The 23,733-nt window shown below is 67.1% G+C and carries 15 protein-coding genes; 9 read left to right on the forward strand and 6 right to left on the reverse strand.

Going from position 1 to position 23,733, the window contains the following annotated elements; translation table 11 throughout:
• Positions 1-8: 8 nt before the first annotated feature.
• Together AC1Q7Q_RS34280 and kdpE are read left to right on the forward strand one after the other, a co-directional pair.
• A complete protein-coding gene (locus AC1Q7Q_RS34280; RefSeq protein WP_492376267.1) occupies positions 9-2,942 on the forward strand; it encodes a DUF4118 domain-containing protein in 2,934 nt (977 codons plus the stop codon).
• A gap of 1 nt (position 2,943) precedes the next feature.
• Positions 2,944-3,639, forward strand: coding sequence for a two-component system response regulator KdpE (gene kdpE, locus AC1Q7Q_RS34285; protein ID WP_492376268.1), 696 nt, complete (start codon positions 2,944-2,946; stop codon positions 3,637-3,639).
• 56 nt (positions 3,640-3,695) lie between these two features.
• On the opposite strand, the gene AC1Q7Q_RS34290 is transcribed toward kdpE, so the two are convergent.
• Positions 3,696-5,060, reverse strand: coding sequence for an isoprenylcysteine carboxylmethyltransferase family protein (locus tag AC1Q7Q_RS34290; protein ID WP_492376269.1), 1,365 nt, complete (start codon positions 5,058-5,060; stop codon positions 3,696-3,698).
• A gap of 158 nt (positions 5,061-5,218) precedes the next feature.
• Between AC1Q7Q_RS34290 and AC1Q7Q_RS34295 the strand changes: the two genes are divergently transcribed.
• Positions 5,219-7,255, forward strand: coding sequence for a sensor histidine kinase (locus AC1Q7Q_RS34295; RefSeq protein WP_492376270.1), 2,037 nt, complete (start codon positions 5,219-5,221; stop codon positions 7,253-7,255).
• On the opposite strand, the gene AC1Q7Q_RS34300 is transcribed toward AC1Q7Q_RS34295, so the two are convergent.
• From AC1Q7Q_RS34300 to AC1Q7Q_RS34310, 3 genes are all read right to left on the reverse strand, one after another.
• Positions 7,222-7,881, reverse strand: a complete 660-nt coding sequence (locus tag AC1Q7Q_RS34300) for a response regulator transcription factor (protein WP_492376271.1) — start codon at positions 7,879-7,881, stop codon at positions 7,222-7,224. The two genes, AC1Q7Q_RS34295 and AC1Q7Q_RS34300, sit on opposite strands and share 34 nt — an antisense overlap.
• Before the next feature lie 225 nt (positions 7,882-8,106).
• Positions 8,107-9,666, reverse strand: a complete 1,560-nt coding sequence (locus tag AC1Q7Q_RS34305; protein ID WP_492376272.1) for a sulfatase-like hydrolase/transferase — start codon at positions 9,664-9,666, stop codon at positions 8,107-8,109.
• Between the two features lie 141 nt (positions 9,667-9,807).
• The gene (locus AC1Q7Q_RS34310) at positions 9,808-10,755 is read right to left on the reverse strand and encodes a Bug family tripartite tricarboxylate transporter substrate binding protein (RefSeq protein WP_492376278.1); all 948 of its coding nucleotides are present in this window, start codon (positions 10,753-10,755) and stop codon (positions 9,808-9,810) included.
• 283 nt (positions 10,756-11,038) lie between these two features.
• On the opposite strand from AC1Q7Q_RS34310, the gene AC1Q7Q_RS34315 reads away from it, so the two are divergent.
• From AC1Q7Q_RS34315 to AC1Q7Q_RS34340, 6 genes are all read left to right on the forward strand, one after another.
• Positions 11,039-11,626, forward strand: coding sequence for a MarR family winged helix-turn-helix transcriptional regulator (locus AC1Q7Q_RS34315; RefSeq protein ID WP_492376273.1), 588 nt, complete (start codon positions 11,039-11,041; stop codon positions 11,624-11,626).
• A gap of 92 nt (positions 11,627-11,718) precedes the next feature.
• Positions 11,719-12,465 (forward strand): tetratricopeptide repeat protein, encoded by a 747-nt coding sequence (locus AC1Q7Q_RS34320; protein WP_492376274.1) that lies wholly within the window; start codon positions 11,719-11,721, stop codon positions 12,463-12,465.
• Between the two features lie 131 nt (positions 12,466-12,596).
• Positions 12,597-16,139, forward strand: a complete 3,543-nt coding sequence (locus tag AC1Q7Q_RS34325) for a transglutaminase family protein (RefSeq protein ID WP_492376275.1) — start codon at positions 12,597-12,599, stop codon at positions 16,137-16,139.
• A 26-nt stretch (positions 16,140-16,165) separates the two neighbouring features.
• Positions 16,166-18,820, forward strand: coding sequence for a circularly permuted type 2 ATP-grasp protein (locus AC1Q7Q_RS34330; RefSeq protein WP_492376276.1), 2,655 nt, complete (start codon positions 16,166-16,168; stop codon positions 18,818-18,820).
• Positions 18,821-18,840: 20 nt separating this feature from the next.
• Positions 18,841-19,767: a transglutaminase family protein gene (locus AC1Q7Q_RS34335; RefSeq protein ID WP_492376279.1), complete on the forward strand. Its 927-nt coding sequence runs from the start codon at positions 18,841-18,843 to the stop codon at positions 19,765-19,767.
• A 78-nt stretch (positions 19,768-19,845) separates the two neighbouring features.
• Positions 19,846-20,784 (forward strand): alpha-E domain-containing protein, encoded by a 939-nt coding sequence (locus AC1Q7Q_RS34340; RefSeq protein WP_492387268.1) that lies wholly within the window; start codon positions 19,846-19,848, stop codon positions 20,782-20,784.
• Between the two features lie 947 nt (positions 20,785-21,731).
• On the opposite strand, the gene AC1Q7Q_RS34345 is transcribed toward AC1Q7Q_RS34340, so the two are convergent.
• Positions 21,732-22,499, reverse strand: coding sequence for a ParA family protein (locus tag AC1Q7Q_RS34345; protein WP_492376559.1), 768 nt, complete (start codon positions 22,497-22,499; stop codon positions 21,732-21,734).
• A gap of 82 nt (positions 22,500-22,581) precedes the next feature.
• On the reverse strand, positions 22,582-23,724 hold the full coding sequence (rodA, locus tag AC1Q7Q_RS34350; protein ID WP_492376560.1) for a rod shape-determining protein RodA: 1,143 nt from the start codon (positions 23,722-23,724) through the stop codon (positions 22,582-22,584).
• Between the last annotated feature and the right edge of the window lie 9 nt (positions 23,725-23,733).

The following is a 23,733-nucleotide window of genomic DNA, read 5'->3' on the forward strand; positions in this document are numbered from 1 at the left end:
CCCCCACCATGCCTGACACCGCCCAGCGCGACGCCCCCGGCCGGCCCGATCCCGATGCCTTGCTGCAACGCATGCAGCAAGAGGGCGAGCGCGCCGCGCGCGGCAAGCTGCGGGTGTATTTCGGCGCCTCCGCGGGCGTGGGCAAGACTTTCGCCATGCTGAGCGCAGCGCGTGCGCTGCGCGAGCAAGGCAGCGATGTCGTGATCGGCGTGGTGGAGACCCATGGCCGCGCCGAGACCGAGGCGCTGATCGCGGGGCTGGAGCGGCTGCCGATGAAGGCCATGCCGCATCACAAGCTCGACGACCGTGTGCTGCAGGAGTTCGACCTGGACGGCGCGCTGGCCCGGCGCCCGGCGCTGATCCTGGTCGACGAACTGGCGCACTCCAACGCGTCCGGCAGCCGCCACCCCAAGCGCTGGCAGGACATCGAGGAGCTGCTCTCGGCCGGCATCGATGTGTGGACCACTGTCAACGTGCAGCACCTGGACAGCCTCAACGAGGCGGTGGGCGGCATCACCGGCATCCGGGTGTGGGAGACGGTACCCGACACGGTCTTCGATGACGCCGACGAAGTCATCCTGGTGGACCTGCCCGCCGACGAATTGCTGCGGCGCCTGCGCGACGGCAAGGTCTACCTGCCGGAGCAGGCGCGCACCGCGGCCACCAATTTTTTCCGCAAGGGCAACCTGATCGCGTTGCGCGAGCTCGCGCTGCGCCGCACCGCCGACCGCGTCGACGACGACGTGCGCGCATACCGCCATGCCGAATCCATCCGGCCGGTATGGCGCACGCGCGAGGCGGTGCTCGCGTGCATCGGCACCGGCGATGATGCCGCGCAGGTGGTCAAGAGCGCGCGCCGGCTGGCCGGGCAACTCGATTGCGACTGGCATGTGGTCACGGTGGCCACGCCGCGCCTGGCGCCGCTTGCCGAGCACGAGCGCGCGAATATCGAGGAGGCGATGCGGCTGGCCGAAGAGCTGGGCGCGCGCACCGAGACGCTGGCCGGCAGCGATATCGTGCAGGCGGTGGCGGGTTATGTGCGGCGCCACAACCTTACCAAGGTGGTGGTCGGGCGGGCTCCCGGCAACTGGCGCCGCAGCGGCGGCAGCCTCCTGGCACGCGGCCGGGCGCTGCTGGCACTCGGCTTGTCGCCGTTCCTGGGCGCGCGCGCCTGGCTGTTCGGGCGCCATAGCTTTGCCGATTCGCTGGCGCTCGGCTGCCCGGAGATCGACGTGATCCGCGTAGCCGCCGACGCCATGGGCGCCGATACGCGCGGCCGCGCGCAACCGGCGGGCGGGCGCGCCGACGTGCGCGAGGATCCGGCGCGCAACGACGACAGCAGCGTGGTGGCGCACCGCATCGACTACCTGTGGGCGGTCGCATGGTGCGGGGGCGCCAGCTTGTTGTCGGCGCTGACGCGGCCGTGGTTCGACCTGGTCAATATCGCGATGTTGTTCCTCGCGGCCGTGGTCGGCGTGGCGCTGCGCCACGGCCGCGGCCCCGCCGCGCTGGCCTCGGTGCTGTCGGTGGCGGCCTTCGACTTTTTCTTCGTGCCGCCGCGCATGTCCTTCGCGGTGAGCGACGTGCAGTACCTCGTGACGTTCGCGGTGTTGCTGACGGTGGGCCTGGTGATCGGCCAGCTTACCGCCGGGCTGCGCGAGCAGGCCCAGGTGTCGGTGGAGCGCGAGACCGATGCGCGCACCCTGTACGAGCTGGCGCGCGAGTTGTCCGCTGCCTTGATGCCCGAGCAGATCATCGATATCAGCAGCCGCTTCCTGCAAGCCGCGCTTGGCGCGCGCTCGGCGTTCTTCCTCGTCTCGCCCAAGGGGCGGTTGATGCCGCCGGTGATCAACCCCACGCAACGCGGCAATGACGCGATCGATCCCGTGCTGGCGCAATGGGTGTTCGATCACGGCCAGCCCGCCGGCACCGGCACGCATACGCTGCCGGGCAGCACCGTGCTCTACCTGCCGCTCAAGGCGCCGATGCAGACGCGCGGCGTGCTGGCGGTGGAGCCGCAGGAGTGGCGCGCCTTTGCGCGGCCCGAGCGGCGCCGCCAGATCGACGTGTTCGCCACGCTGATCGCCATCGCCATCGAGCGGCTGCATTACGTGGAGGTCGCGCAGCAGGCGCTGGTGTCGATGGAGTCGGAACGCTTGCGCAGCTCGCTGCTGGCCGCCGTCTCGCATGATCTGCGCACACCGTTGACCAGCCTGATCGGCATGGCCGAGACCATGCAGCGCACCGAGCCGCCGCTGCCGCCGTCGCTGTCGGAAACCGTCGATGCCATGCGCGAGCAAGCGCTGCGCATGCGCACCATGGTGGTCAACCTGCTCGACATGGCGCGGCTGCAAAGCCGCGACGTGCGCATGCAAAAGGAGTGGCAGTCGCTCGAAGAGCTGGTCGGCGCGGCGCTTGCCGGCATGCGCGATGCGCTGTCGCGGCACCGCGTGTCGGTCGCGGATCTATCGGCGCTGCCGCTGGTGGAGTGCGATGCGGTGCTGATGGAGCGGGTGCTGTGCAACCTGCTGGAGAACGCTGCCAAGTACACGCCGCCGGGCACCGGCATCCGCATCTCCGGCGAAGTGGTCGAAGCGGAGGTGCGGCTCGCGGTGGCGGACGACGGCCCGGGCGTGCCGCACGGGCAAGAGCTCTCGATCTTCCAGAAATTCACGCGCGGCGAGCGCGAGTCCGCGACCGCGGGCGTTGGCCTCGGGCTGGCCGTGTGCGAGGCCATCGTGCAGGCGCACGGCGGGCGCATCTGGGTGGAGAGCGTGAACGCGGACCACACCGGCGCGCGCTTTGTCGTGGCGCTGCCGCGCGGCAATCCGCCTGCGATCGAGCCCGAGCCGCCCGAGGCACTTGAATCGGCGCTGCTAGCCACGCACGGCAACGGCGCCGGGCTGGTTGCGCACGATGCAGCAAACAAGGAGTCCAACTGAAATGGCATTTGAATTTTCGCCGACTGTCTTGCTGGTCGAAGACGAGCCGCATATCCGGCGCTTCGTGCGCGAGGCGCTGCAGGCAGAAGGCTGCGCCGTGCATGAGGCCGAGACGCTCAAGCGCGGCCTGATCGATGCCGGCACGCGCCAGCCCGACGTGGTGATCCTCGACCTGGGCCTGCCCGATGGCGACGGCATGACGCTGATCCGCGAGATGCGTACCTGGACCGAAGTGCCGGTGCTGGTGCTATCGGCGCGCTCCGGCGAGGACGACAAGATCGCCGCGCTGGACGCCGGCGCGGACGACTACCTGACCAAGCCCTTCGGCGTGGGCGAGCTGATCGCGCGTGTGCGCGTGCTGCTGCGCCGCCACGCCAAGACCAATCCGCAAGGCACGCCGCAGATCGGCTTTGGCGAGGTGCAGATCGACCTGGCCAACCGCGTGGTCACCCGCGCCGGGCAGGATGTGCACCTGACGCCGATCGAGTATCGCCTGCTCGCCGTGCTGATCGCGCATCGCGGCAAGGTCATGACGCATCGCGAACTGCTGCGCGAAGTCTGGGGGCCGGCGCACTCGGAGAGCAGCCATTACCTGCGGGTGTACATGGGGCACCTGCGGCACAAGCTCGAAACCGATCCCGCGCAACCCTCGCACCTGATGACGGAGGTGGGGGTGGGATATCGGTTTGTGGGGTGATGCCATCGGCCGGCAACAGGGTGCCGGCCGATGGGTATAGTCAGGTAGTCAGGTAGTCAGGCGGTCGGCTCAAGCGGCACCGGTGGCCTGTAGCGCAGATTCCCCAGCACCGGCAGATGCCGCAGGAAGCGGAACATGCCGTGGTGGTCGATCCATCTGGCGTAAGCCACATAGTCCGGGTCCTGGGACAAATGCCGCTCTTCCGTCATGGCCCGCATCGCATAGATGGCATTCAAGGCCAGCAGCAGCAGGCAGTGGCGCAGTGTTTCATCCGCTGAGCCCTGGGCCATGAAGGGGATGGAGATCATCCACCAGGACAGGTTCTTGGCCACATAGGCGGGATGCTTGGTCCACCGGTAAGGCCCGTTGGTGATGATGCCCCGGTGGGTCAGGTTCGAGAACCGCGCGCCGAAGATCACCGTCGCCCAGACGTAGATCGCCGTCAGCACCAGGATCGCACCGCCCCAGATGCCATAGAGCAGCGGTGTGTTCCAAAGCCACGCGCCCCACTGCAGGCCGGTCTCGTAATGCAGGTACTGCCGCCCGATCAGCGACCAGAACGGCTCGTAGCATATCAGCGCCACCGCCCAGCCCAGCATGGACGGCTCGGCCGAGCGCACGTGCGTGTCGGTGATGCGCAGCGCCATCAGGTACCCCATCACCACCAGGCCGACATCGATGAAGTACAGCAAGCCGTAGAGCAGGTCGAACCAGGCCTTGAAGCTCGTCAGCAGCGCAAAGTCGGCGGCGATGAAGCGTGCCAGGTCATTGCACATATAGGTGAACATCAGGGGCAGGAAGAAGCCCTTGATCAACCAAGCGAGCAGATGCTGCCCCACCACCTTGCCATCCATCTTGTCCCACTGCAACGTGACCAGCTTGCCCATGTGCCAGTAGCCGTCCAGGGGCCGGGTCATCTTGCGGTCGACGAAGAAGAAATAGGGCAGCGCCAGCGCGACCCAGGCCGGCAGCACGATCGCCAGCATGGAGAAATAGCGCGCGTAGAAGGCCGCATGGTATTCGGGGAACAGCCAGTACAGCAGGCCGACAAAGCCCATGCTGCCAAGCAGGCCCGCAAATTTGGTCAGGCTGCGGTGCCACGACGGATCGTCCCGGGAAAAATCCAGGCCGGTGGCTGCGCGCAAGTGCACCTTCTGCCAGATCAGGTCGAGCAAGAAGATGGTCGCCGCCGTCACCCCGACGATGAACAGGGCCGAGTGGACCATGTTGTCGCCGAAGGGCCGGTCGGTCCGCACGATGGTAACGGCCAGCAGGAACGCGGCCAGGCCCACGACGGCGACGGCGCCGTGGGTGGCTGAGCGGGGCCGCGGCGCTTTGTCTTGCGGTGTCGTCGCTGACTGGTTCCCCTCGGTGACGCCATGATGGATATCGCAGTGGGCGCGAAGGGCTGGATTACGCATGGCGAATTGGAGTCGAGTGCTTTTATCAGCGCCGATCCTATCCAATGGAATCACCGCAAAACTGACAAATCCTGACATTGCCAGGCAAAGTGAAAAAGCCCGATCCTTGCTGGGCTATAGTCGTGGCCTTTTGTCGCGAAACACGACTGGAAGGGACAATGCTTCGGCTATTCTGGATCGTTCTCTTGTACTGGCTCGGCCACTCCGCCGCATGGGCGGAAATGCGTCTGCCGCCGGCGGGAGAGGTCTCTCTGGGCGAGCATTGGGAGCTGCTGCGCGATCCGCAGGATGCGCTGACCATCGAGCAGTTATCGCGGCCCGAGTTCGCGGCGGCTTTCCAGCCCCAGTACTCCCCTCCCGCCCTTGGCTACGTGAAGGGGGCCGTCTGGCTGCGCATCACCCTGACGCGCCCGGAGCAAGCCGCGCCGGTATGGTTGCTGGAGCTGCGCTCGGCGTTGCTGGACGACGTCACGCTGTTCGAGCCGCTAGCGGCGGGCGGATACGCGCAGCGGGTGTCCGGCGACAGGCGGCCGGTGGCGGGGCGCGACGTGGATTACCGCAATCCGGTGTTTCAGCTCGACTTGCCGGTGGACAAGCCGGTCACGCTGTATTTGCGCGTGCGCAGTACCAGCACGATGAGCTTTCCCCTGGTGGCGTGGTCGCCGGAAGCGTTCATTTCCTTTATCGGCACCGAGCTGCTTCTGTTTGGCTTGTTCTACGCAGCGCACCTGGTCTTGCTGATTACCAGCGTCTGGTTTTATTGGGTCACGCGTAATCTTTCCTTTGGCCTGTTCAGCCTGACGGTATTGGCCAATCTGTTCACCTCGCTGTCCGCCGAGGGCTTCACGTATCAGTACCTCCTGCCTGGATGGCCGCTGACGAGCGATGCCGTCTACGTGGTGAGCTGGTTTTTTGCGACGCCGCTTGGCACCTTGTTCACGGCGCACTACCTGGGCCTGTACGAGTCGCCGTGGCGGCGTTGGGCGATCGGTTTTTCGCTGCTGGCCTGGGGGGTGGCGCTGGTCATGACCCCCTGCTTGCTGCTGGGCAACGTCTGGTGGATACGCCCACTGGCGCTGCTCTGGGGCCTGCTCACCATGGGCATACTGCTGATCGCTTCCGCGGCGATGACCTGGCGCGGCCAAAAGGCCGCGCGTGTGCTTTTGTTCGTCCTGGTCCTGCTCTTTGGCGGCACCGTGCTGCGCCTGGCGCGCAACGTCGGCGCGATCGATCCCGGCGCGTTCGTCGACAACGCCAACTACCTGGGCATGATGGCGTTCCTGCTCATCATGAATTCGGCCATCAGCTGGCGCTACACCGACATGCGCGCCGAAAAGGAGGCCGCCCAGGCCGAAGCCTTGCGCGTGGCCCGTCAGGCCGAGCGCGACCTGGAGGTCAAGGTTGCCTTGCGCACCCAGGCGCTCAGGAGCGCCATGGCGCAGGTGGAAGCGTCGCTGTCGCTGGAGCGGCGCGCGCAGGAGGAGCAGCGGCAGTTCCTGTCCACGGTCTCGCATGAACTGCGCACGCCGCTGGCGGTGATCGATGCCACCGCCCAGAATCTGGACCTGGACGATGCCCATGATGACCCGCAGACCTCGGCCCGGTACCAGAAGATCCTGCGCGCCACGCAACGCCTGACCATGCTGCTCAATGACTCCCTGCATGAGGATGGCTTCGAATTGCTGCGGCACGGCTCCCGGCCGTCACCCACCGGCCTGGCGGACTTGCTGGAGGACGCCGCGGCAGCAGCGCAACTGCTGTCAGAGGGGCACCGGCTGGAGGTGGATGGGGAGCGCTTGCCAGAAGCCTTCCTGTGCGACGCCAGCCTGCTGCGGCTGGCATTGCGCACGCTGGCCGACAACGCGGTGAAGTACACGCCCGCGGGCTGCCGGGTGGTCTTGCGGGGCCGGGAGGTGGCCGAAGGCGTGGTGCTGGAAGTGCAGGACAACGGTCCCGGCATCGAGGCGGCGGACCTGCCGCGCGTATTCGAGCGCTTTTATCGCGGCCAGAATGCCGGCCAGAAACCGGGGACCGGGCTTGGCTTGTCGCTGGCCCGGCGCATGGTGGAAATGCAGGGTGGCACCTTGACCTTGGACAGTGCGCCCGGGCAGGGCTGCCGCGCCACGATTTTTCTGCCGTCGGCGCCGCCGGGCGTGCAGGCTCAGGCTAGCGCGATGGGCGCGGCGAACGTATAGCCCTTGCGGTGGGCGGTCTTGAGCGGCAATTCGCTGCCCGATTCGCTGCGCCAGCGTTGCCGCAGGCGGCTGACCATGGTCTCCAGCCGGCGCTCGTCGTAGCTCAGCCAGTCAAAGCCGAAGCCTTCGGCGATCTGGCGGCGATCGACGGGCTGGGTGGGATGGAGCGCCAGCATTTCGAGCAGCTTGCTCTCGTTGGACGACACGGCCAGGCGGGCTCCCGCCGGCGCCACCAGCGTGCTGGCCTGTCGGTCGAGCCACCAGTTGGAGACGACGCGGCGGCTCAAGGCGCGCAGGATGGCGTCGAATTCGAGCAGCTTGATCGGCTTGACCAGATAATGGTCCGCCCCGCCGTTCAGGCCGTGCAGCTTGTCCTGCGTTTCGCCGCGGGCCGTAAGCATGACGATGCCGCAGCCGGGGCGCTCGCGGCGCAGGCGGCTGGCCGCATCGAAACCGGTGCCGTCGGGGAGCATGACGTCGATGACGGCGATGTCGGCCTGCGCGGCCAGCGGCAGGAATTGCGCCAGGCTGCCGGCCTGGCTGACCTTCCAGCCTCGCTTTTGCAGGAAAGCCGCTATTTCCTCGCGCAGCTCGACCTCATCCTCGAGCAGGACTACATTGCCCATTTCAAAACCTTGCAGCGGTTGCGTTCGATGATCGTGGCGAGGAATCTCCCTGCTTGCCTGACAAGATTCTACGGCGTCAGCCCGGGCTCCCCCCTACTGGCCGTTGCCCTGGCACTAGCGCCCAGGGTGGCTTAACCGGTATTACGGCCAGACCGGCAGGAATCTTTAACCCCGGGCGCTATCCCGGGCGCTATCCCGGCGCGGCATGCCACGATTCAAGCCACCTCACCAAACGCCAAAAAACACGCCCGCCTGCTTGTAGACATTGGTCTTGGCCGCCACCTCGTCGTTGCTCACCGTAGTGCGCGGCTTGAGGGTGCAGAACCATTCCAGCAGGTGCAGCCGCATCGTCGAGCGGATGGCTTCGTGGCCGGCATCCTCGCCCAGGTCGAAGAACTCGTCCGGGTCGCGTTCCAGGTCGAACAGCTGCGGGCGGAAACCCTGCCAGTGCACATACTTCCAGCGCGCATTGCGCACCATCCACGCCCGGCACTCGCCTGGCTGCCGGCCCAGCGCGATCCGCGCGCCGCGATACGCGTAGTCCAGCTCCGACACCACGAAATCCCGCCACTGGCCATTGCCGCGCTCGCGCGTGAGGTCCAGCAGCGAGCGGCCTTCCACGCGATGGTCGGCCGGCGGCAGGCCCAGCGCGTCCAGCACGGTCGGCACCACGTCCACGGCCGAGACCATGCGCGCATCCGCGCTGCCGCGGGTGGCGTCGGCTTCGGCCGAGGGGTCGTAGACAATGAGCGGGATGTTCTGCACGGTGTCGTAGAACTGCTCCTTCTCGCCGAGCCAGTGGTCGCCCAGGAAGTCGCCGTGGTCTGCCGTGAACACGATCAGCGTGTCTTCCCAGCGGCCCAGGCGCTCCAGTTGTTCCCACAATTCGCCCAGGCGATCATCGATCTGCTGCACCAGGCCTTGATAGGCGGGACGCACCGTGTCCGAGACTTCGCTGCGCATGAAGTTGGCGCATTCTTCCTGCGTGCGGTACGCGTCGAGCACCGGATGCGGGTTGTCCAGCTCCGCCTCGTGGCGCTTGAGCGGCAGGCAGTCGTCCAGCGAGTAGGCCGCATGGTAGGGCGCGGGCGCCATATAGGGCCAGTGCGGCTTGACCAGCGACAGGTGCAACACCCACGGGTCGTCGCCGCGCGCGGCGATGTACTGCATTGCCTGGCCCACCGTATAAGCCGTCTCCGAATGCGCTTGCGCCACGCGTGCCGGCAGGCCGGCATTGCGCATCTGCCAGCCCGACACGATCTCGCCCTGCGCATTCTCGGCGCTGATCACGTAGTCCGTCCACGGGTCGGCGCTGTCGTAGCCTTGCTTGCGCAGCCACTCGGCATAAGCGCTGTGCGGCTCGGCGTGGTGGCCGTCATGGCGGTCGACTTCGACAAAGTGCCCGCTGCGCAGCAGCGTTTCCAGCTCGCTGCCGCCATCGAGATGCAGGCGCTTCATGTTGGCGTTGTCGGGCATCACGTGCGTCTTGCCGGCCAGCGCCAGCGCACGGTGGCTGTCCTTCAGGTATTCGCCCAGCGTGACTTCGCCAACGGACAGCGGCACGCGGTTCCAGGTGGCGCCGTGGCTGCTGGGGTAGCGCCCGGTGTAGAAACTCATGCGGCTCGGGCCGCAAACGCCGGAGGTGACGAACGCCTTGGTGAAGCGCACGCCGCGCGCGGCCAGGGCGTCGATGTGCTTTGTGCGCAGCGTGGGGTGGCCGTAGCACGCCAGGTGATCCTGGCGCAGCTGGTCGCACATGATGAAGAGGGTGTTTCTGGTGGGCATGGCTTTGTCGATGCCGGTCGGGCCGCTGACCTGATCAGCATCAATTAGGTAAATAACGTGATGTAGTTTTTTTTTATTCAATCCATGTGGAAAATAACATTCATGGAGTGAATAAATTTGATGAAATACGACTGGGTATTTTTAATCCCCGGTATAGCCAGAGGCCTTGACCACTGGTCCCCACCGTCCGGCATCCGCCGCCAGCACCTTGCCGAACTGCTCCGCGCTCCCGGTTTGCGGCTCCAGCCCCAGCTTCAGGAACCGCTCCTTCAGATCCGCCGACTGCACCGCATGCACGATCGCCGCATTCAGCCGGTCGATCGTTGCCTTCGGCACGCCGGCCGGCGCCAGGAACCCGTAGCGGCCAAGCCCCTCGATGTCCTTGTAGCCAAGCTCGGTAAACGTGGGCACATCCGGCAATGCCACCGAGCGCTGCGTCCCCGAGCTCGCCAGGACGCGGATCTTGCCCGCGCGATGCATCTCGGTGAGATCGGCGAGCGTATCGACCGAGGCCGGCACCTGCCCGCCCACCAGCGCATTCATCAACGGTGCCGAGCCGTTGAACGGCACGTGCAACATCTCCACGCCCACCTGCTTGCCGATCAGCAAGCCAAAGAAGTGAGGAATGCTGCCTAGCGCCGGCGAGGCGTAGGAATTGTTCTTGGCCGGGCTGGCCTTGAGCCACTCGATGTACTCCTTCAGCGTCTTGGCCGGCGTGCCGGGGCCGGTGGCCAGGGCCAGCTGGAAGTTGGCGGTTTGTGCCACCGGCACGAAATCGCGCTGGATGTCGTAGTTCAGCTTGCGGTAGGTCAGCGGGGCGATGGTCATCACCGCGGAGTTGGCGACCACCAGCGTGTTGCCGTCGGCGGGCAGGGTGCGCGCATAGTCCATGACCAGGCGGCCGCCAGCGCCGGGCTTGTTCTCGATGACCACGGTTTGCTTGAGTTCCTCGCGCAGCTTGTCGCCGATGAGGCGGGCGGCCAGGTCGGCGGTGCCGCCGGCGGGATAGCCCACCAGGATGCGCAGCGGGCGGTCGTTCTGGGCGCTGGCCGGCGCGCTGGCCAGGCACACGGCGGCCAGTGCGGTCATGGTGGCGAGGGTGGGGACTAGCGCGCGCAGCAGTTTGGCGGGTTTCACGGGTTCTCCTGTTGGTTCGGCATCGGCGGGAAGCCGGCCAATTTATCGATACGGCCCGCGGGCGCCAAAGAAGGATTTCGCGCATCGATGTGCGCGTTTCGTTCCTGGGCGCATGGCTGCCCGGCCGTACCCCGGCGGATGCGCTTGGCACGCGCCCGCCAGTTCTTAGGCAGCGGCACAGACGCTAACACCCAGCCATATAATTGACAAAATCAACTAAATTTGCGGGTGCGGCATGAACGGCAGCCAGGCGGGCGAGCAGGCGCAGGAGGACCAGGAGGACCAGGGGCGGGACGCCGGCGAAACCCTGCGGCATCCCGCCCGTCTGGCGGACTTCCTCAATTACCGCCTCTATCACCTGACCCGCGTTGCCCTGCAAGCCAGCGGGCATCACCTGCGCGCCGCAGCCGGGGTGAGCCGGCGTGAGTGGCGCATGCTGTCCTTTCTCGGCGAGCAGCCAGGCACGCGCCTGACGGAGCTGGCGCAAAGCGCCGGGCTGGACAAGGTGCTGGCAAGCCGCGCCGTGCACGCGCTGATGGCGCGCGGGCTGGTGCAGCGCGCCACGCGCGAGCAGGACAAGCGGGCTGCGGCGTTTGCCCTGAGCGAGCAGGGCGAGGCGGTCTACCAGCTTGCCTTTGCGCAGGCCCAGGCCTTCAACGCCCGCCTGGCCGCCTGCCTGGATCCGGAGGAGGCGCGGGTGCTGGCGCGTTGCCTGTCCAGGCTGCACACGCAGGCCGAGGCCCTGCTGGCGCAGGCGCAAGCGCTGCCTAGCAGCGTACCCGCGCCTGCGGAACCGGCGCAGAACTGGTGGCGCCAACCGTAAGGTTTGGCCGGCCGCTTCCGACTGCACCTGTCGGCTTCGGAGTCCTACACTTGTAGACTTGGAGTCAGCGCGTGCCCTGCCTGGAGCCTGCCATGCCGCTTGTCCGTCGCTTTCCTGCCTACCTTCCTGCCCGCTTTCCTTCGCGATTGCGCGCCGCCGCCATTGCCGCGCTGCTTCCCCTCTGCCTGTTCGCCTTCCAGCACGCCCAGGCCGCGCGCCAGCCCCCGGCGCCGGCGCAGGAACTCACGCGCCAGGCGGTGACCGCCTACGACGCCGGCGCCTTCGATTCGGCCTTGCGGGATTTCGCCAAGGCGGCCCAGCAAGGCAACCGGCTTGCGCAGTACAACTACGCCATGATGCTGCTGCGCGGCGAGGGCACGCCGGTGCGCCAGGAGGAGGCGCTGATCTGGCTGCACCGCGCGGCCGAGAATGACATGACGCAGGCCCAGTTCACCTTTGGCGAGATGTACGAGCACGGCGAGCTGGTGCCGCGCTCGCTGGAGTCCGCCAACCAGTGGTACCGCCGCGCGGCCGAAGGCGGCCATGTGCAGGCCCAGGTGGAACTGGCGACCAATTACTTCACCGGACGGGGCATCGCGCGGGACTACGGCAAGGCCTTCGAGTGGTACACGCGCGCCGCCACGGCGGGCGACGGCGGTGCCCAGTACATCGTTGCCAGCTATTACGAGCGTGGCGAGCCCGGCGTGGTCGAGAAGGACATCGAGCAGGCCAAGATCTGGTACGCCCGCGCCGCCGCGCACGGCGACCCCGGGGCGCTGGCCAAGCTGCGCTCGCTGATCGAGCAGGGACTGAAGGCAAAACAGGCTGGCGCCATGTAATGCTGCGGTAGTCTGGGCATGTTGCCATGCAAGGGCGGCCGCCGCCGGCCGCTATCTGGGGTGCGCCGCCGGGGGCGGTACAACTCTTGCTTGAGAGAACCACACGAAACCTGCGCCAATGGGAGGCACTAGTGGCAACACACGTCGCACTGAACCATGTCACCCACTACCGGTACGACCGGCCCGTGAAGCTTTCGCCGCAGGTGGTCAGGCTCCGTCCTGCCCCGCACTGCCGCACGCCGATCCTTTCGTATTCGCTGCGCATCGAGCCCGAGCAGCATTTCGTGAACTGGCAGCAGGACCCGTTCGCCAACTACCTCGCCCGGCTGGTGATCCCCGAGCCGACCACCGAGTTCAAGATCACCGTCGACCTGGTGGTCGAGATGGCGGTCTACAACCCGTTCGACTTCTTCCTCGAGCCCTACGCGGAGAATTTTCCCTTCACCTATGAGCCCGGCCTGGCTTACGAGCTGGCGCCCTATATGGTCAAGGGCGAGCTGACGCCGCGCTTTGCCGCCTTCGTGGAGAGCATTCCGCGCAACAAGCAGACCACGAGCGATTTCCTAGTGGCCCTGAACCAGCGCCTGCAAGAGGACATCCGCTACCTGATCCGCATGGAACCTGGCGTGCAGACGCCGGAGCAGACGCTGGAGACGGGCGCCGGCTCGTGCCGGGATTCCGGCTGGCTGCTGGTGCAGACGCTGCGCCACCTGGGGCTGGCCGCGCGCTTCGTGTCCGGCTACCTGCTGCAACTGGCGCCTGACGTGAAATCCATCGACGGCCCCAGCGGCACCGACGTGGACTTCACCGACCTGCACGCATGGTGCGAGGTCTACCTGCCGGGCGCGGGCTGGATCGGGCTCGACCCCACCTCCGGCCTGCTGGCCGGCGAGGGCCATATCCCGGTGGCATGCACGCCCGAGCCGGGCAGCGCGGCGCCGGTCAGCGGCGCGGTCGACAAGAGCGAGGTGACCTTCCACCACGAGATGTCGATCACCCGCATCTATGAATCGCCGCGCGTGACCAAGCCCTATACCGAGGCGCAGTGGCAGGCGGTGGCGGCCGTGGGCGCCGAGGTCGATATCCAGCTCAACGCACAGGATGTGCGCCTGACCATGGGCGGCGAGCCGACCTTTGTCGCGGTCAAGGATCGCGACGGCGCGGAATGGAACACCGATGCGCTCGGCACCACCAAGCGCGCCTATGCCACCGAACTGGTGCATAAACTGCGCGCGCGCTATGGCAAGGGCGGCTTCCTGCACTTTGGCCAGGGCAAATGGTACCCGGGCGAGCAATTGCCGCGCTGGGCCTTGTCGATCTGCTGGCGCGCCGACGGCCAGCCCTGCTGGCAGGACCCGTCGCTGTTCGCCGATGAGCGCGAGCCGGCCGACTATACCGAGGCCGACGCGCACCGCTTCCTCGATAGCCTGGCCAACCGCCTCGGGCTCAACCCCGGCTTTGTGCAGCCCGGCTATGAGGACACCTGGTACTACCTCTGGCGCGAGCGCCGCCTGCCGGTCAACGTCGACCCGCTGGAGGCGCGGCTCGACGATGAGATGGAGCGCATGCGCCTGCGCCGCGTGTTCGATGGCGGCCTGGCGCGGCCCACCGGCTACGTGCTGCCGCTGCGCCGCACCGGCCTGGAAGATGGCCCGGCGCTGGCCGCCCACCGCTGGATCAGCGGGCCGTGGTTCTTCCGCGACGACCGCATGTACCTGCTGCCCGGCGATTCGCCGATGGGCTACCGCCTGCCGCTGGATGCCCTGCCCTGGGTCAGCGAGGCCGACTACCCGTGGCAGTTCGACCAGGACCCGTTCGCGGCGCGTTCGCCGCTGCCCACCGGGGCGCAGCTGCGCGCGCAGTTGCCCGGGCTTGCCGGCCAAGGCGCCGAGCCCGGCCAGGCGGCGGAGTTCCGTGCCAGCACCGCGGCCTATCCCGCGCCCGGCTCGGCCGCGACCGCGCGTGCCGGCAAGCTTGCCGGGGCCAAGCCGGGGGCGGGCACGATCGGTGGCACGGCCGCGCCCGCTGCCCTGGCCGCGGACCTGGCGCGCGTGCCCGAGCGCGGCGAATCCGCGGGCTGGATCACGCGTACTGCGCTGTGCGTGGAAGTGCGCCATCCCAGCCGCGCCGCCGGCCCCAAGGCCGAGAGAGCGGCCGCGGGCGACAAGCGCGGCATGCTCTACGTCTTCATGCCGCCGCTGACCGTGCTGGAGGACTACCTGGAGCTGCTGGCGGCGGTGGAAGCCACCGCCGCCGGGCTGGGCGTGAAGATCGTGCTCGAAGGCTACCCGCCGCCGCGCGACGTGCGCCTCAAGCTGCTGCAGGTCACGCCCGATCCCGGCGTGATCGAGGTCAACATCCATCCGGCCGCCAACTGGGACGAACTGGTCGACCATACGGAATTCCTCTACCAGGCCGCCCACGAGACCTACCTCAGCACCGAGAAGTTCATGCTCGACGGGCGCCACACCGGCACCGGCGGCGGCAACCACTTCGTGCTGGGCGGCGCCACGCCGGCCGACAGCCCCTTCCTGCGGCGCCCCGATGTGCTGTCCAGCCTGATTGCGTACTGGCACAACCATCCCTCGCTGTCCTACCTGTTCTCGGGCATGTTCATCGGCCCGACCAGCCAGGCGCCGCGCGTGGATGAGGCGCGCAACGACCAGCTCTACGAGCTCGAGATCGCCTTTGCCGAGCTGCAGCACCAGCTCGACCGGCTCTGCGGCGCCGAGGGTGGGGTCGGCGCGCACATGCCGCCGTGGCTGGTCGACCGTGCGCTGCGCAATATCCTCATCGACGTCACCGGCAACACCCACCGCAGCGAGTTCTGCATCGACAAGCTCTATTCGCCCGACGGCCCCACCGGCCGGCTCGGCCTGCTGGAGCTGCGCGCGTTCGAGATGCCGCCGCATGCGCGCATGAGCCTGGTGCAGCAGTTGCTGCTGCGCGCGCTGGTGGCCCGCTTCTGGCGCGAGCCTTATCGCGGGCGGCTCACGCGCTGGGGCACGGAGCTCCACGACCGTTTCCTGCTCGGCACCTTCGTGCAGATGGACTTCGAGGACGTGCTCACCGAGATGCGCGAAGCCGGCTTCGCGTTCGACAACGCTTGGTTCGCGCCGCACTTCGAGTTCCGCTTCCCGCGCGTGGGCGAGCTCGCGGCCGGCGGCCTGTCGCTGACGTTGCGCACCGCGCTCGAACCCTGGCACGTGATGGGCGAGGAGGGCAGTGCCGGTGGCACCGTGCGCTATGTGGATTCGTCGCTCGAGCGCATCGAGGTGCGTGTGCTGGGCATGAACGACAGCCGCCATGTGGTCACCGTCAATGGCCGCGCGGTACCGCTGCAGCCCACCGGGCGCGTCGGCGAGTTCGTGGCCGGGGTGCGCTACCGCGCCTGGGCGCCGCCGTCTGCGCTCCACCCCACCATTGCCTCGCATGCGCCGCTGACTTTCGACGTTGTCGACACATGGATGGGGCGCAGCATCGGTGGATGCCAGTATCATGTTTCGCATCCGGGCGGGCGTAGCTATGAGACCTTCCCGGTTAATGCGTACGAGGCTGAGAGCCGGCGCCTGACACGCTTCTTCACGCTTGGCCACACGCCGGGCGTGATGCGCGTGGAACCGCCCCGGCGCAGCCTCGAGTTTCCGTTCACGCTGGATTTGCGACAACGCTGATCCGGCAGCCCCCAAAGCCGCGCCCCGTGTCTCTTCAGCCGTCCCTGCCTTTTGATGAAACCGCCCCTGCCGTCGACGCGGTGATGCACCGCGCGCGGCCGGTGCCGCCCGGGCACCTTGATGAACTGGGGGCATGCGGGGACGGGTTGCGCGAGCCCTGGGCGCGCTTTTTCCAGATACTGGGCGAGGAAGGGATCGACGGCCTTGACCAGCAGGCTGCCGCCATGGCGCGCCAGATCCGCGACAACGGCGTGACCTACAACGTCTACGCCGACAACACGGACAAGGCCGGTGCGCGCGCCTGGGCGCTGGACCTGCTGCCCTTCCTGGTGAGCGAGGAAGACTGGCAGCGGATCGAGCGCGGCGTGGCGCAGCGCGCTGAGCTGGCCAACGCCATGGTGGCCGACATTTACGGGCCGCAGGCATTGCTGTCCAAGGGGTTGCTGCCGGCCGGCCTGGTCTTTGGCCATCCCGGCTACCTGCGCCCGCTCAAGGGCTACCAGCCGCCGGGCGGCAACTTCCTGCACATCGTCGCGGTGGACCTCGCGCATACCTTGGAGGGCGGCTGGACGGTGATGGCCCACCGCACGGAGACGCCTTCCGGCATGGGCTACGCGCTGGAGAACCGCCTCATCATCTCCAGCCTGTTCGCCGATGCCTTTCGCGAGCTGCGCGTGCGGCGCCTGCCCGCCGCGTTCTCGCAGCTGGTGGCCACGCTGGCGCAGCAGCCCGCGGCGCAGCCACCCGCGCCGGAATCCGCGGCGGGCGCCGCCGCCTCGGTCAGCAAGCACATCGTGCTGCTCACCCCGGGGCCCTACAACGAAACCTATTTCGAGCACACCTTCCTGGCCCGCTACCTCGGCATCACGCTGGTCGAGGGCAAGGACCTGACGGTGCGCAACGACGTGGTGTACCTGAAGACGCTGGCCGGGCTGGAGCGCGTCGATGTGGTGTTGCGCCGCCTGGACGACGCCTATTGCGATCCGGTCGAGCTGCGCCAGGATTCCACGCTCGGCGTGCCCGGGCTGCTGCAGGCGATGCGCGCGGGCAATGTGCTGGTGTCCAACGCGCCCGGCTCGGGCTTCCTGGAGACGCCGGCCATCCACGGCTTCCTGCCGGCCATTTCCCGCGCGCTGCTGGGCGAGGAATTGCTGCTGCCGGGCGTGCCCAGCTGGTGGTGCGGCGAGGCCACGGCGCGTGAGGAGGCGCTCGGGGAATTCACCGAAGCCTTCCTGATGCCAACCTACCCGCGCGGCATGGCGCAGCCGTGGGAAGGCCCGCGCCTGGGCATGGAGCGCGGGCTGCAGCGCCTGGCGGACTGGCGCGAGCGCATCGAGCAGGTGCCGGATCTGTTCACCATCCAGGCCGATCTGCCGCTGTCGCACGCACCACGCTGGGAAGGGCCGCATATCGGCTCGCGCGCTGCCATGCTGCGGGTCTATGCCATTGCCGACGGGCGGGGCGGCTGGCAGGTGATGCCCGGCGGCTTCACCCGGCTTGCGGGCGAGGGGCAGCCGGCGGTATCGATGCAGCTCGGCGGCTCCAGCGTCGACACCTGGGTGCTGTCGAGCCAGCCGGCGCAGCCGGGCGCCACGCCGCTGCAGTTCCCCATGGCCGGCGCGGCGCGCGGGCCGGCGGCCAAGCCGCTGGCGGTGTCCAGCCGCGCCGCCGAGAACCTGTTCTGGGCCGGCCGCTATGCCGAGCGCGCGGAAAACAACGTACGCCTGTGCCGCCTGGTGCTGGGCTCGATCGAAAGCAGCGACGACCGCGACGACAGCGCGCTCGACGTGATCGGCGAACTGGTGCTCGCCTGCGGCCTGCTGCCGACCGGCGCGCCGCAGCCGCGCGCCTCGCTGCGTGTGTTCGAGCGCAGCCTGGTGTCCGCGCTGGCGCAAAGCGCCGGCTGGACCAGCGTGGGCCAGAACCTGGCCAGCCACGTGCACGCCGCCACCGAAATCCGCAACCGGCTGTCCAACGATCACTGGCGCACCATCCTGGCCGCGCGCAACGATTTCGGCGATGCCATGGAGGCGGCCTGCGCGGGGAGTCCCGGCGGTGGCGGCGACGCGGGCATCTACGACCGTCCGCGCGTGCTGGCGGCGCTGGATCACCTCTCCATGCAGCTCGCCGCCATCAGTGGCGCGCAGGGCGACCGCATGACCCGCGACGAAGCCTGGCGCCTGCTGTTTATCGGCCGCCATATCGAGCGCGTGGCCACGCTCTCGACGTTCCTGCGGGTGTTTGCGCACAACGGCGCGCTGCTGCACCGGACCTGCTTCGATTTGCTGCTGCACCTGTTCGACAGCACGCTGACCTTCCGCGCGCTGTACCCGGGCCGCTCCGATGTGCCCGCGCTGGTCGACCAGTTGGTGATCGAGCCGACCAACCCGCGCGGGCTCTACGGCTTGCTGGCGCGGCTGCGCGTCAAGCTCGGCCAGATCTCGCCGCCGGCCAGCCCGGCCGGCACAGGGCGCGTGCCGCTGCCGCAATGGCTGCCCACCGTGGAGACGCTGCCCGGCTGGGAAGCACTATGCCAGCGCGGCGCCGACGGGAAATACACCAATCTGGTGCAACTGTGCGAGCAACTGACTGACATGATGGTGCAGCTCTCGGACGAAATCAGTGCGCGCTACTTCAGCCATGCCGGCATGGCCGGCACCCGCGTCGGGGCGCAACCATGAGCGCAACCATGAATGCGACGATGAGCCAGGCGCAAGACGTTGCCGAGCCCGCGCCAGAACGCGTGGCCTCCGTGCTGACGATTCATCACAAAACCATCTACGATTACTCCGCGCCGGTGGAGAACGCCCAGCAGCGCGCCGTGGTGTTTCCGGTGACCTGCCCATGGCAGGCGGTGCACGCGCACAGCACGCAGATCGAGCCGCCGCCGTCGCACCAGCATGCGGACATCGACGCCTTCGGCAACAACGTGCTGTACTTCACCATCGACGTGCCGCACGACTATATGCAGCTCGCCTGCGAGAGCACAGTCAGCGTCACGCCGCGCTGGGCGTCGCTCGACCCCGCCGCCAGCATGCCGTGGGAGACGGCCGTCGCCGCGCTGCGCTTTCGCGCCGGGCAGCCCTTCCTGCCGGAAAGCGAGTTCTGCTTCGCCTCGCCCAACGTGGCGCTGCATCCCGATCTCAAGGCCTACGCGCTCGCCAGCTTCGCGCCCGGCGTGCCCGTGGTGGCCGGCGCCATCGACCTGATGCATCGCGTGCACGCCGACTTCGAATACCAGACCACGGCCACCGAGGTCGATACCCCGGCGCTGCAAGCCTTCGGCCTGCGCAGCGGCGTGTGCCAGGATTTCGCCCAGGTCATGATCGGCTGCCTGCGCTCGCTCGGCCTCGCGGCGCGCTACGTCAGCGGCTACCTGTGCACCGAGCCGCCACCCGGCCAGCCCAGGCTGATCGGCGCCGACGCTTCCCATGCGTGGCTGTCGGTGTACTGCCCGCTGGCCGGCTGGGTCGACCTCGATCCCACCAACGACGTGCTGGCCGACACCAGCCACGTCACGCTGGCGTTCGGGCGCGACTATAGCGATGTCTCGCTGCTGCGCGGCGTCATCGTGGGCGGCGGCGCGCACGATGTGGAAGTGGAGGTCAGCGTGCTGCCGGTCGAGTAGGCACCGCGCCGCGGTCAGCGGCTGGCAAGCCAATTGCTTGTCAGTAGCCTGGGTTTGCCGAGAAAAGGGGGAATCATCATGCTAAGCCGCACCGCCGACCACCTGTTCTGGATGGCCCGCTACACCGAGCGCGCGGAAAACACCGCCCGCATGCTCGACGTCAACTACCAGGCTTCGATGCTGCCGCAATCACCCGAGGTGGCACAGCAAGGCTGGCTGGCGATGCTCGACGTGACGGAGCTCACGCCGGTATTCGCCGCGCACCACGGCGCGGTCGTGCACGAGGAAGTGATCGATTTCATGGTGCGCGACCTGAGCCACCCGGCGTCGATCATGTCCTGCCTGCGCGCCGCCCGCGAAAACGCCCGCGCCGTGCGCGGCGCACTCACCACGCCGCTGTGGGAGACCATCAACACCACCTGGCTCGATGTCCAGCAGATGGTTGCCGACGGCATCCTGCGCCAAGATCCGGCGCAGTTCTTCGAGTGGGTCAAGTTCCGCTCCCACTTAACGCGTGGTGTGGAAGCCGGCACCATGCTCAAGGACGAAGCCTACTGTTTCATGCGGCTGGGCACCTTCCTGGAGCGCGCCGACAACACCGCGCGCATTCTCGACGTCAAGTTCCAGGCCACCGACCTCGGCCTGCAGCAAGACGATTTCTACCAGTGGGCCGCGGTATTGCGCTCCGTGTCGGGGCTGGAGATGTATCGCAAGGTCTATCGCTCGGTGGTCACGCCGGAGCGCGTGGCCGAGTTGCTGATCGTACATCCGGATATGCCGCGGTCGCTGGCGGCCAGTTTGCGGGAGGTGGTTTCGTTGCTGGCGCAGGTGCGCAATGGGCAGTCAGTGGAGACGGAGCGGCGGGCGGGGAAACTGCATGCCGAGCTTAAATTCACTCGGATCGAGGATATTTTTTCTGTCGGGATTCATGGGTGGCTTAGCGATTTTCTTCGCAGGATCCATGAGCTTGGGGGTGGGGTTAGTCGGGATTTTTTGATGAAGGGGGTGGGGGGGTAAGGGGGGTAGTGGCTTTTGGGGGGCTTTCGCTGTTTATTTGAGCGGTGATGGTTTTTGGACCCAAGGGCCATACGACATCCCCCTGCGGGGGCTGCCGGTCACTCTTCTTTGCGTCGGCAAAGAAGACTAACGAGAAGAAAGCCGACCCTGCCGGGCGCAGAGCAATAAGGCTCATGGGCCTCGGTGGTTGCGTCGTACGGCCCTGAGTGTTGGCTGGCCGATCCTACCGGCCCCAAGGACATCGTTTCTGCATGACCCATGGGTTACGTGGTGGTGCCCCTGACCTCGTGTGCGGTGCCCGTTCCCAGATCTGCCGTTCGCGGTGCGAGGGGCTGCGCCGTTTCGGGCGTGGCTGGTTTCGTGGTTTTGTCTCGGAGGACGAGCGCCGTGAGTGTGGTGAGGCCCCCGGTAGCAGACATCACTTGCTTCAAACCGTCTGTCGCTCGCGGCGTGGCCGGCCACGAAGTTGCAAGCGCACCGGTTCCGTCGTGGGCGCGGTGGCACCGCCTTGATTAGCCCGAGACCTTGACCACCGCGCCCGCCCCACCACGAAACCATTGGTAGGCGATGTATCGTGATGGCGCGCGCCGGTAACGGCAGATTGGCGAATGGGCACAGACTCCACTACCGGGGGCCGCACCACGCATTCCGGAAATCGGCAGCGTCGTGGCCCTTCAAACCGGTACCGGCAGATGCCCGCAGAACTGAGGCCATACGACGAAACCAGCGTCCCTCGCACCCGCGATTGCTCTGCGCCCGGCAGGGTCGGCTTTCTTCTCGTTAGTCTTCTTTGCCGACGCAAAGAAGAGTGACCGGCAGCCCCCGCAGGGGGATGTCGTACGGCTGTTGGGTCCAAAAGCCATCGCCGCTCAAAGAAACAGCGACCAACCCCGCAGGGCGATGTCGTATGGCCCTTGGGTCCAAAGGCCAACGCCGCAGCAAAAAAGCTACCCCACCAACTCCCGATGCAACGCCAAATACTCCAACGCCAACTTATGCCTCGGATCCAGGTGAATCATCGGCATCGCATGCTGATGCGACTCCCGGATCTTCACGGACGACGACAACCGTGAATTCAACACCGGCAACCCTTCGCCGACCAGTTCCTCCACCAGTTGCACCGGCAAGGTGGCGCGCGGCTGGAACTGGTTGATCACGATCCCTTCGACTTCCAGGTCCGCGTTGTGGTCGTGCTGGATCTCTTTCACGTTGTCGAGCAGCGTGTAGAGCGCGCGGCGGGAGAAGTCGTCGCAGTCAAAGGGAATCAGGCAGCGCTGGACGGCAATCAGCGCGGAGCGGGTGTAGAAGTTCAGCGCGGGCGGGGTGTCGATGTAGATGGCGTCGTACGCGTCTTCCAGCTCGATCAGCGCGTCGCGCAGCTTGTAGATCTTGTAGCGGGATTCGAGCTTGCCGTGCAGCGTATCGAGCTCGGGATGGGCAGGCATCACATCGAGGTTTTCGAACGGCGTGGCGTGGATGAACGCGGTGACATCCAGCGGCTTGAAGCTGTATGTGAGCGCGGTCTCGAAGAAGTCGGCCACCGTCGGGGTGGCCTCGGCAGCGTGCGCGCCGAGCAGGTACTGGCTGGAGTTGCCTTGCGCATCGAGGTCGATGACCAGGGTGCGCAGGCCTTCGCTGGCACTGATGGCCGCCAGGTTGCAGACGATGGTCGACTTACCGACTCCGCCTTTCTGATTGAATACGACGCGCCGCATTTGAGCCCTTGGAGGTGAACGTTCCAAAGGAGAGAGGATACCTTAGCAAGGTGTCATTTCAGCGGCCAAATCGCACGCCAGGCTATGTTTGTATCAGCCGCTTTTGCCGCGAGATACTCATCAGGATCCCGATGCCCATGCCCAGCGTCACCAGCGCCGTTCCCCCGTAGCTCAGCAGCGGCAACGGCACGCCCACCACGGGCAGGATGCCGCTCACCATGCCCATGTTCACAAAGGCATAGGTGAAGAAGATCAGTGTGATCGATCCCGCCAGCAGCCGCGAGAACAGCGTCGGCGCGTTGGCCGCAATGTACAGCCCGCGGAAGATCAGCAGCAGGTAGAGCACTAGCAGCACGGCGTTGCCGATCAGTCCGAACTCTTCGGAGAACACCGCGAAGATGAAGTCGGTGTGCTTCTCGGGGATGAACTCGAGGTGCGTCTGCGTGCCCTTGAGCCAGCCTTTGCCGAACACCCCGCCGGAGCCGATGGCGATGATGGACTGGATGGTGTGGAAGCCCTTGCCGAGCGGGTCGGTGGTGGGGTCCAGCAGCGTGCAGATGCGGTGTTGCTGGTAGTCGTGCAGGATCGGCCAGTTCACGCCGGGGGCGCAGATATCGTGCTCGAAGCTGACCAGCGCGGTGATGGCGACCACCGCGATGGCGAGCAGCGGCAGGATGATCTTCCACGACAGGCCGGCGAAATAGATCACGTAGAGGCCGGCAGCCATCACCAGCAGGCCGGTGCCGAGGTCGGGCTGCTTGGCGATCAGGCCCACGGGCACGCCGAGCAGCACCAGCGCCAGCACAAAGTCGAACCACCTGATCGAGCCCTCCCGCTTCTGGAAGTACCACGCCAGCATCAGCGGCATGGCGATCTTCATGATCTCGGAGGGCTGGATCACCATGCCGACGTAGAGCCAGCGCCGCGCGCCCTTGCGGATCAGGCCGAACATGGCCACCGCCACCAGCAGGGCCACGCCGATCGTATAGAGCGGCACCGCCACCCGCATCAGCGTCTGGGTTGGCAGGTAAGCGATGACCCACATCACCAGGTAGGACAGCAGGATGTTGCGCAACTGGTCCTCGACCCGGCCGGGCATGTCGATCGCAGCGGAGTAGAGCGCCACGATGCCGGTGGCGAACAGCAGGAAGACGATGAGCGCGAGTGGCTTGTCAAAGCCGGTCAGGGCCGTCTTGATGAACGATAGGACGCGGCGGCGATCCATGGCGCGTCT

The organism is Cupriavidus sp. GW823-FHT07A04, assembly GCF_058794615.1.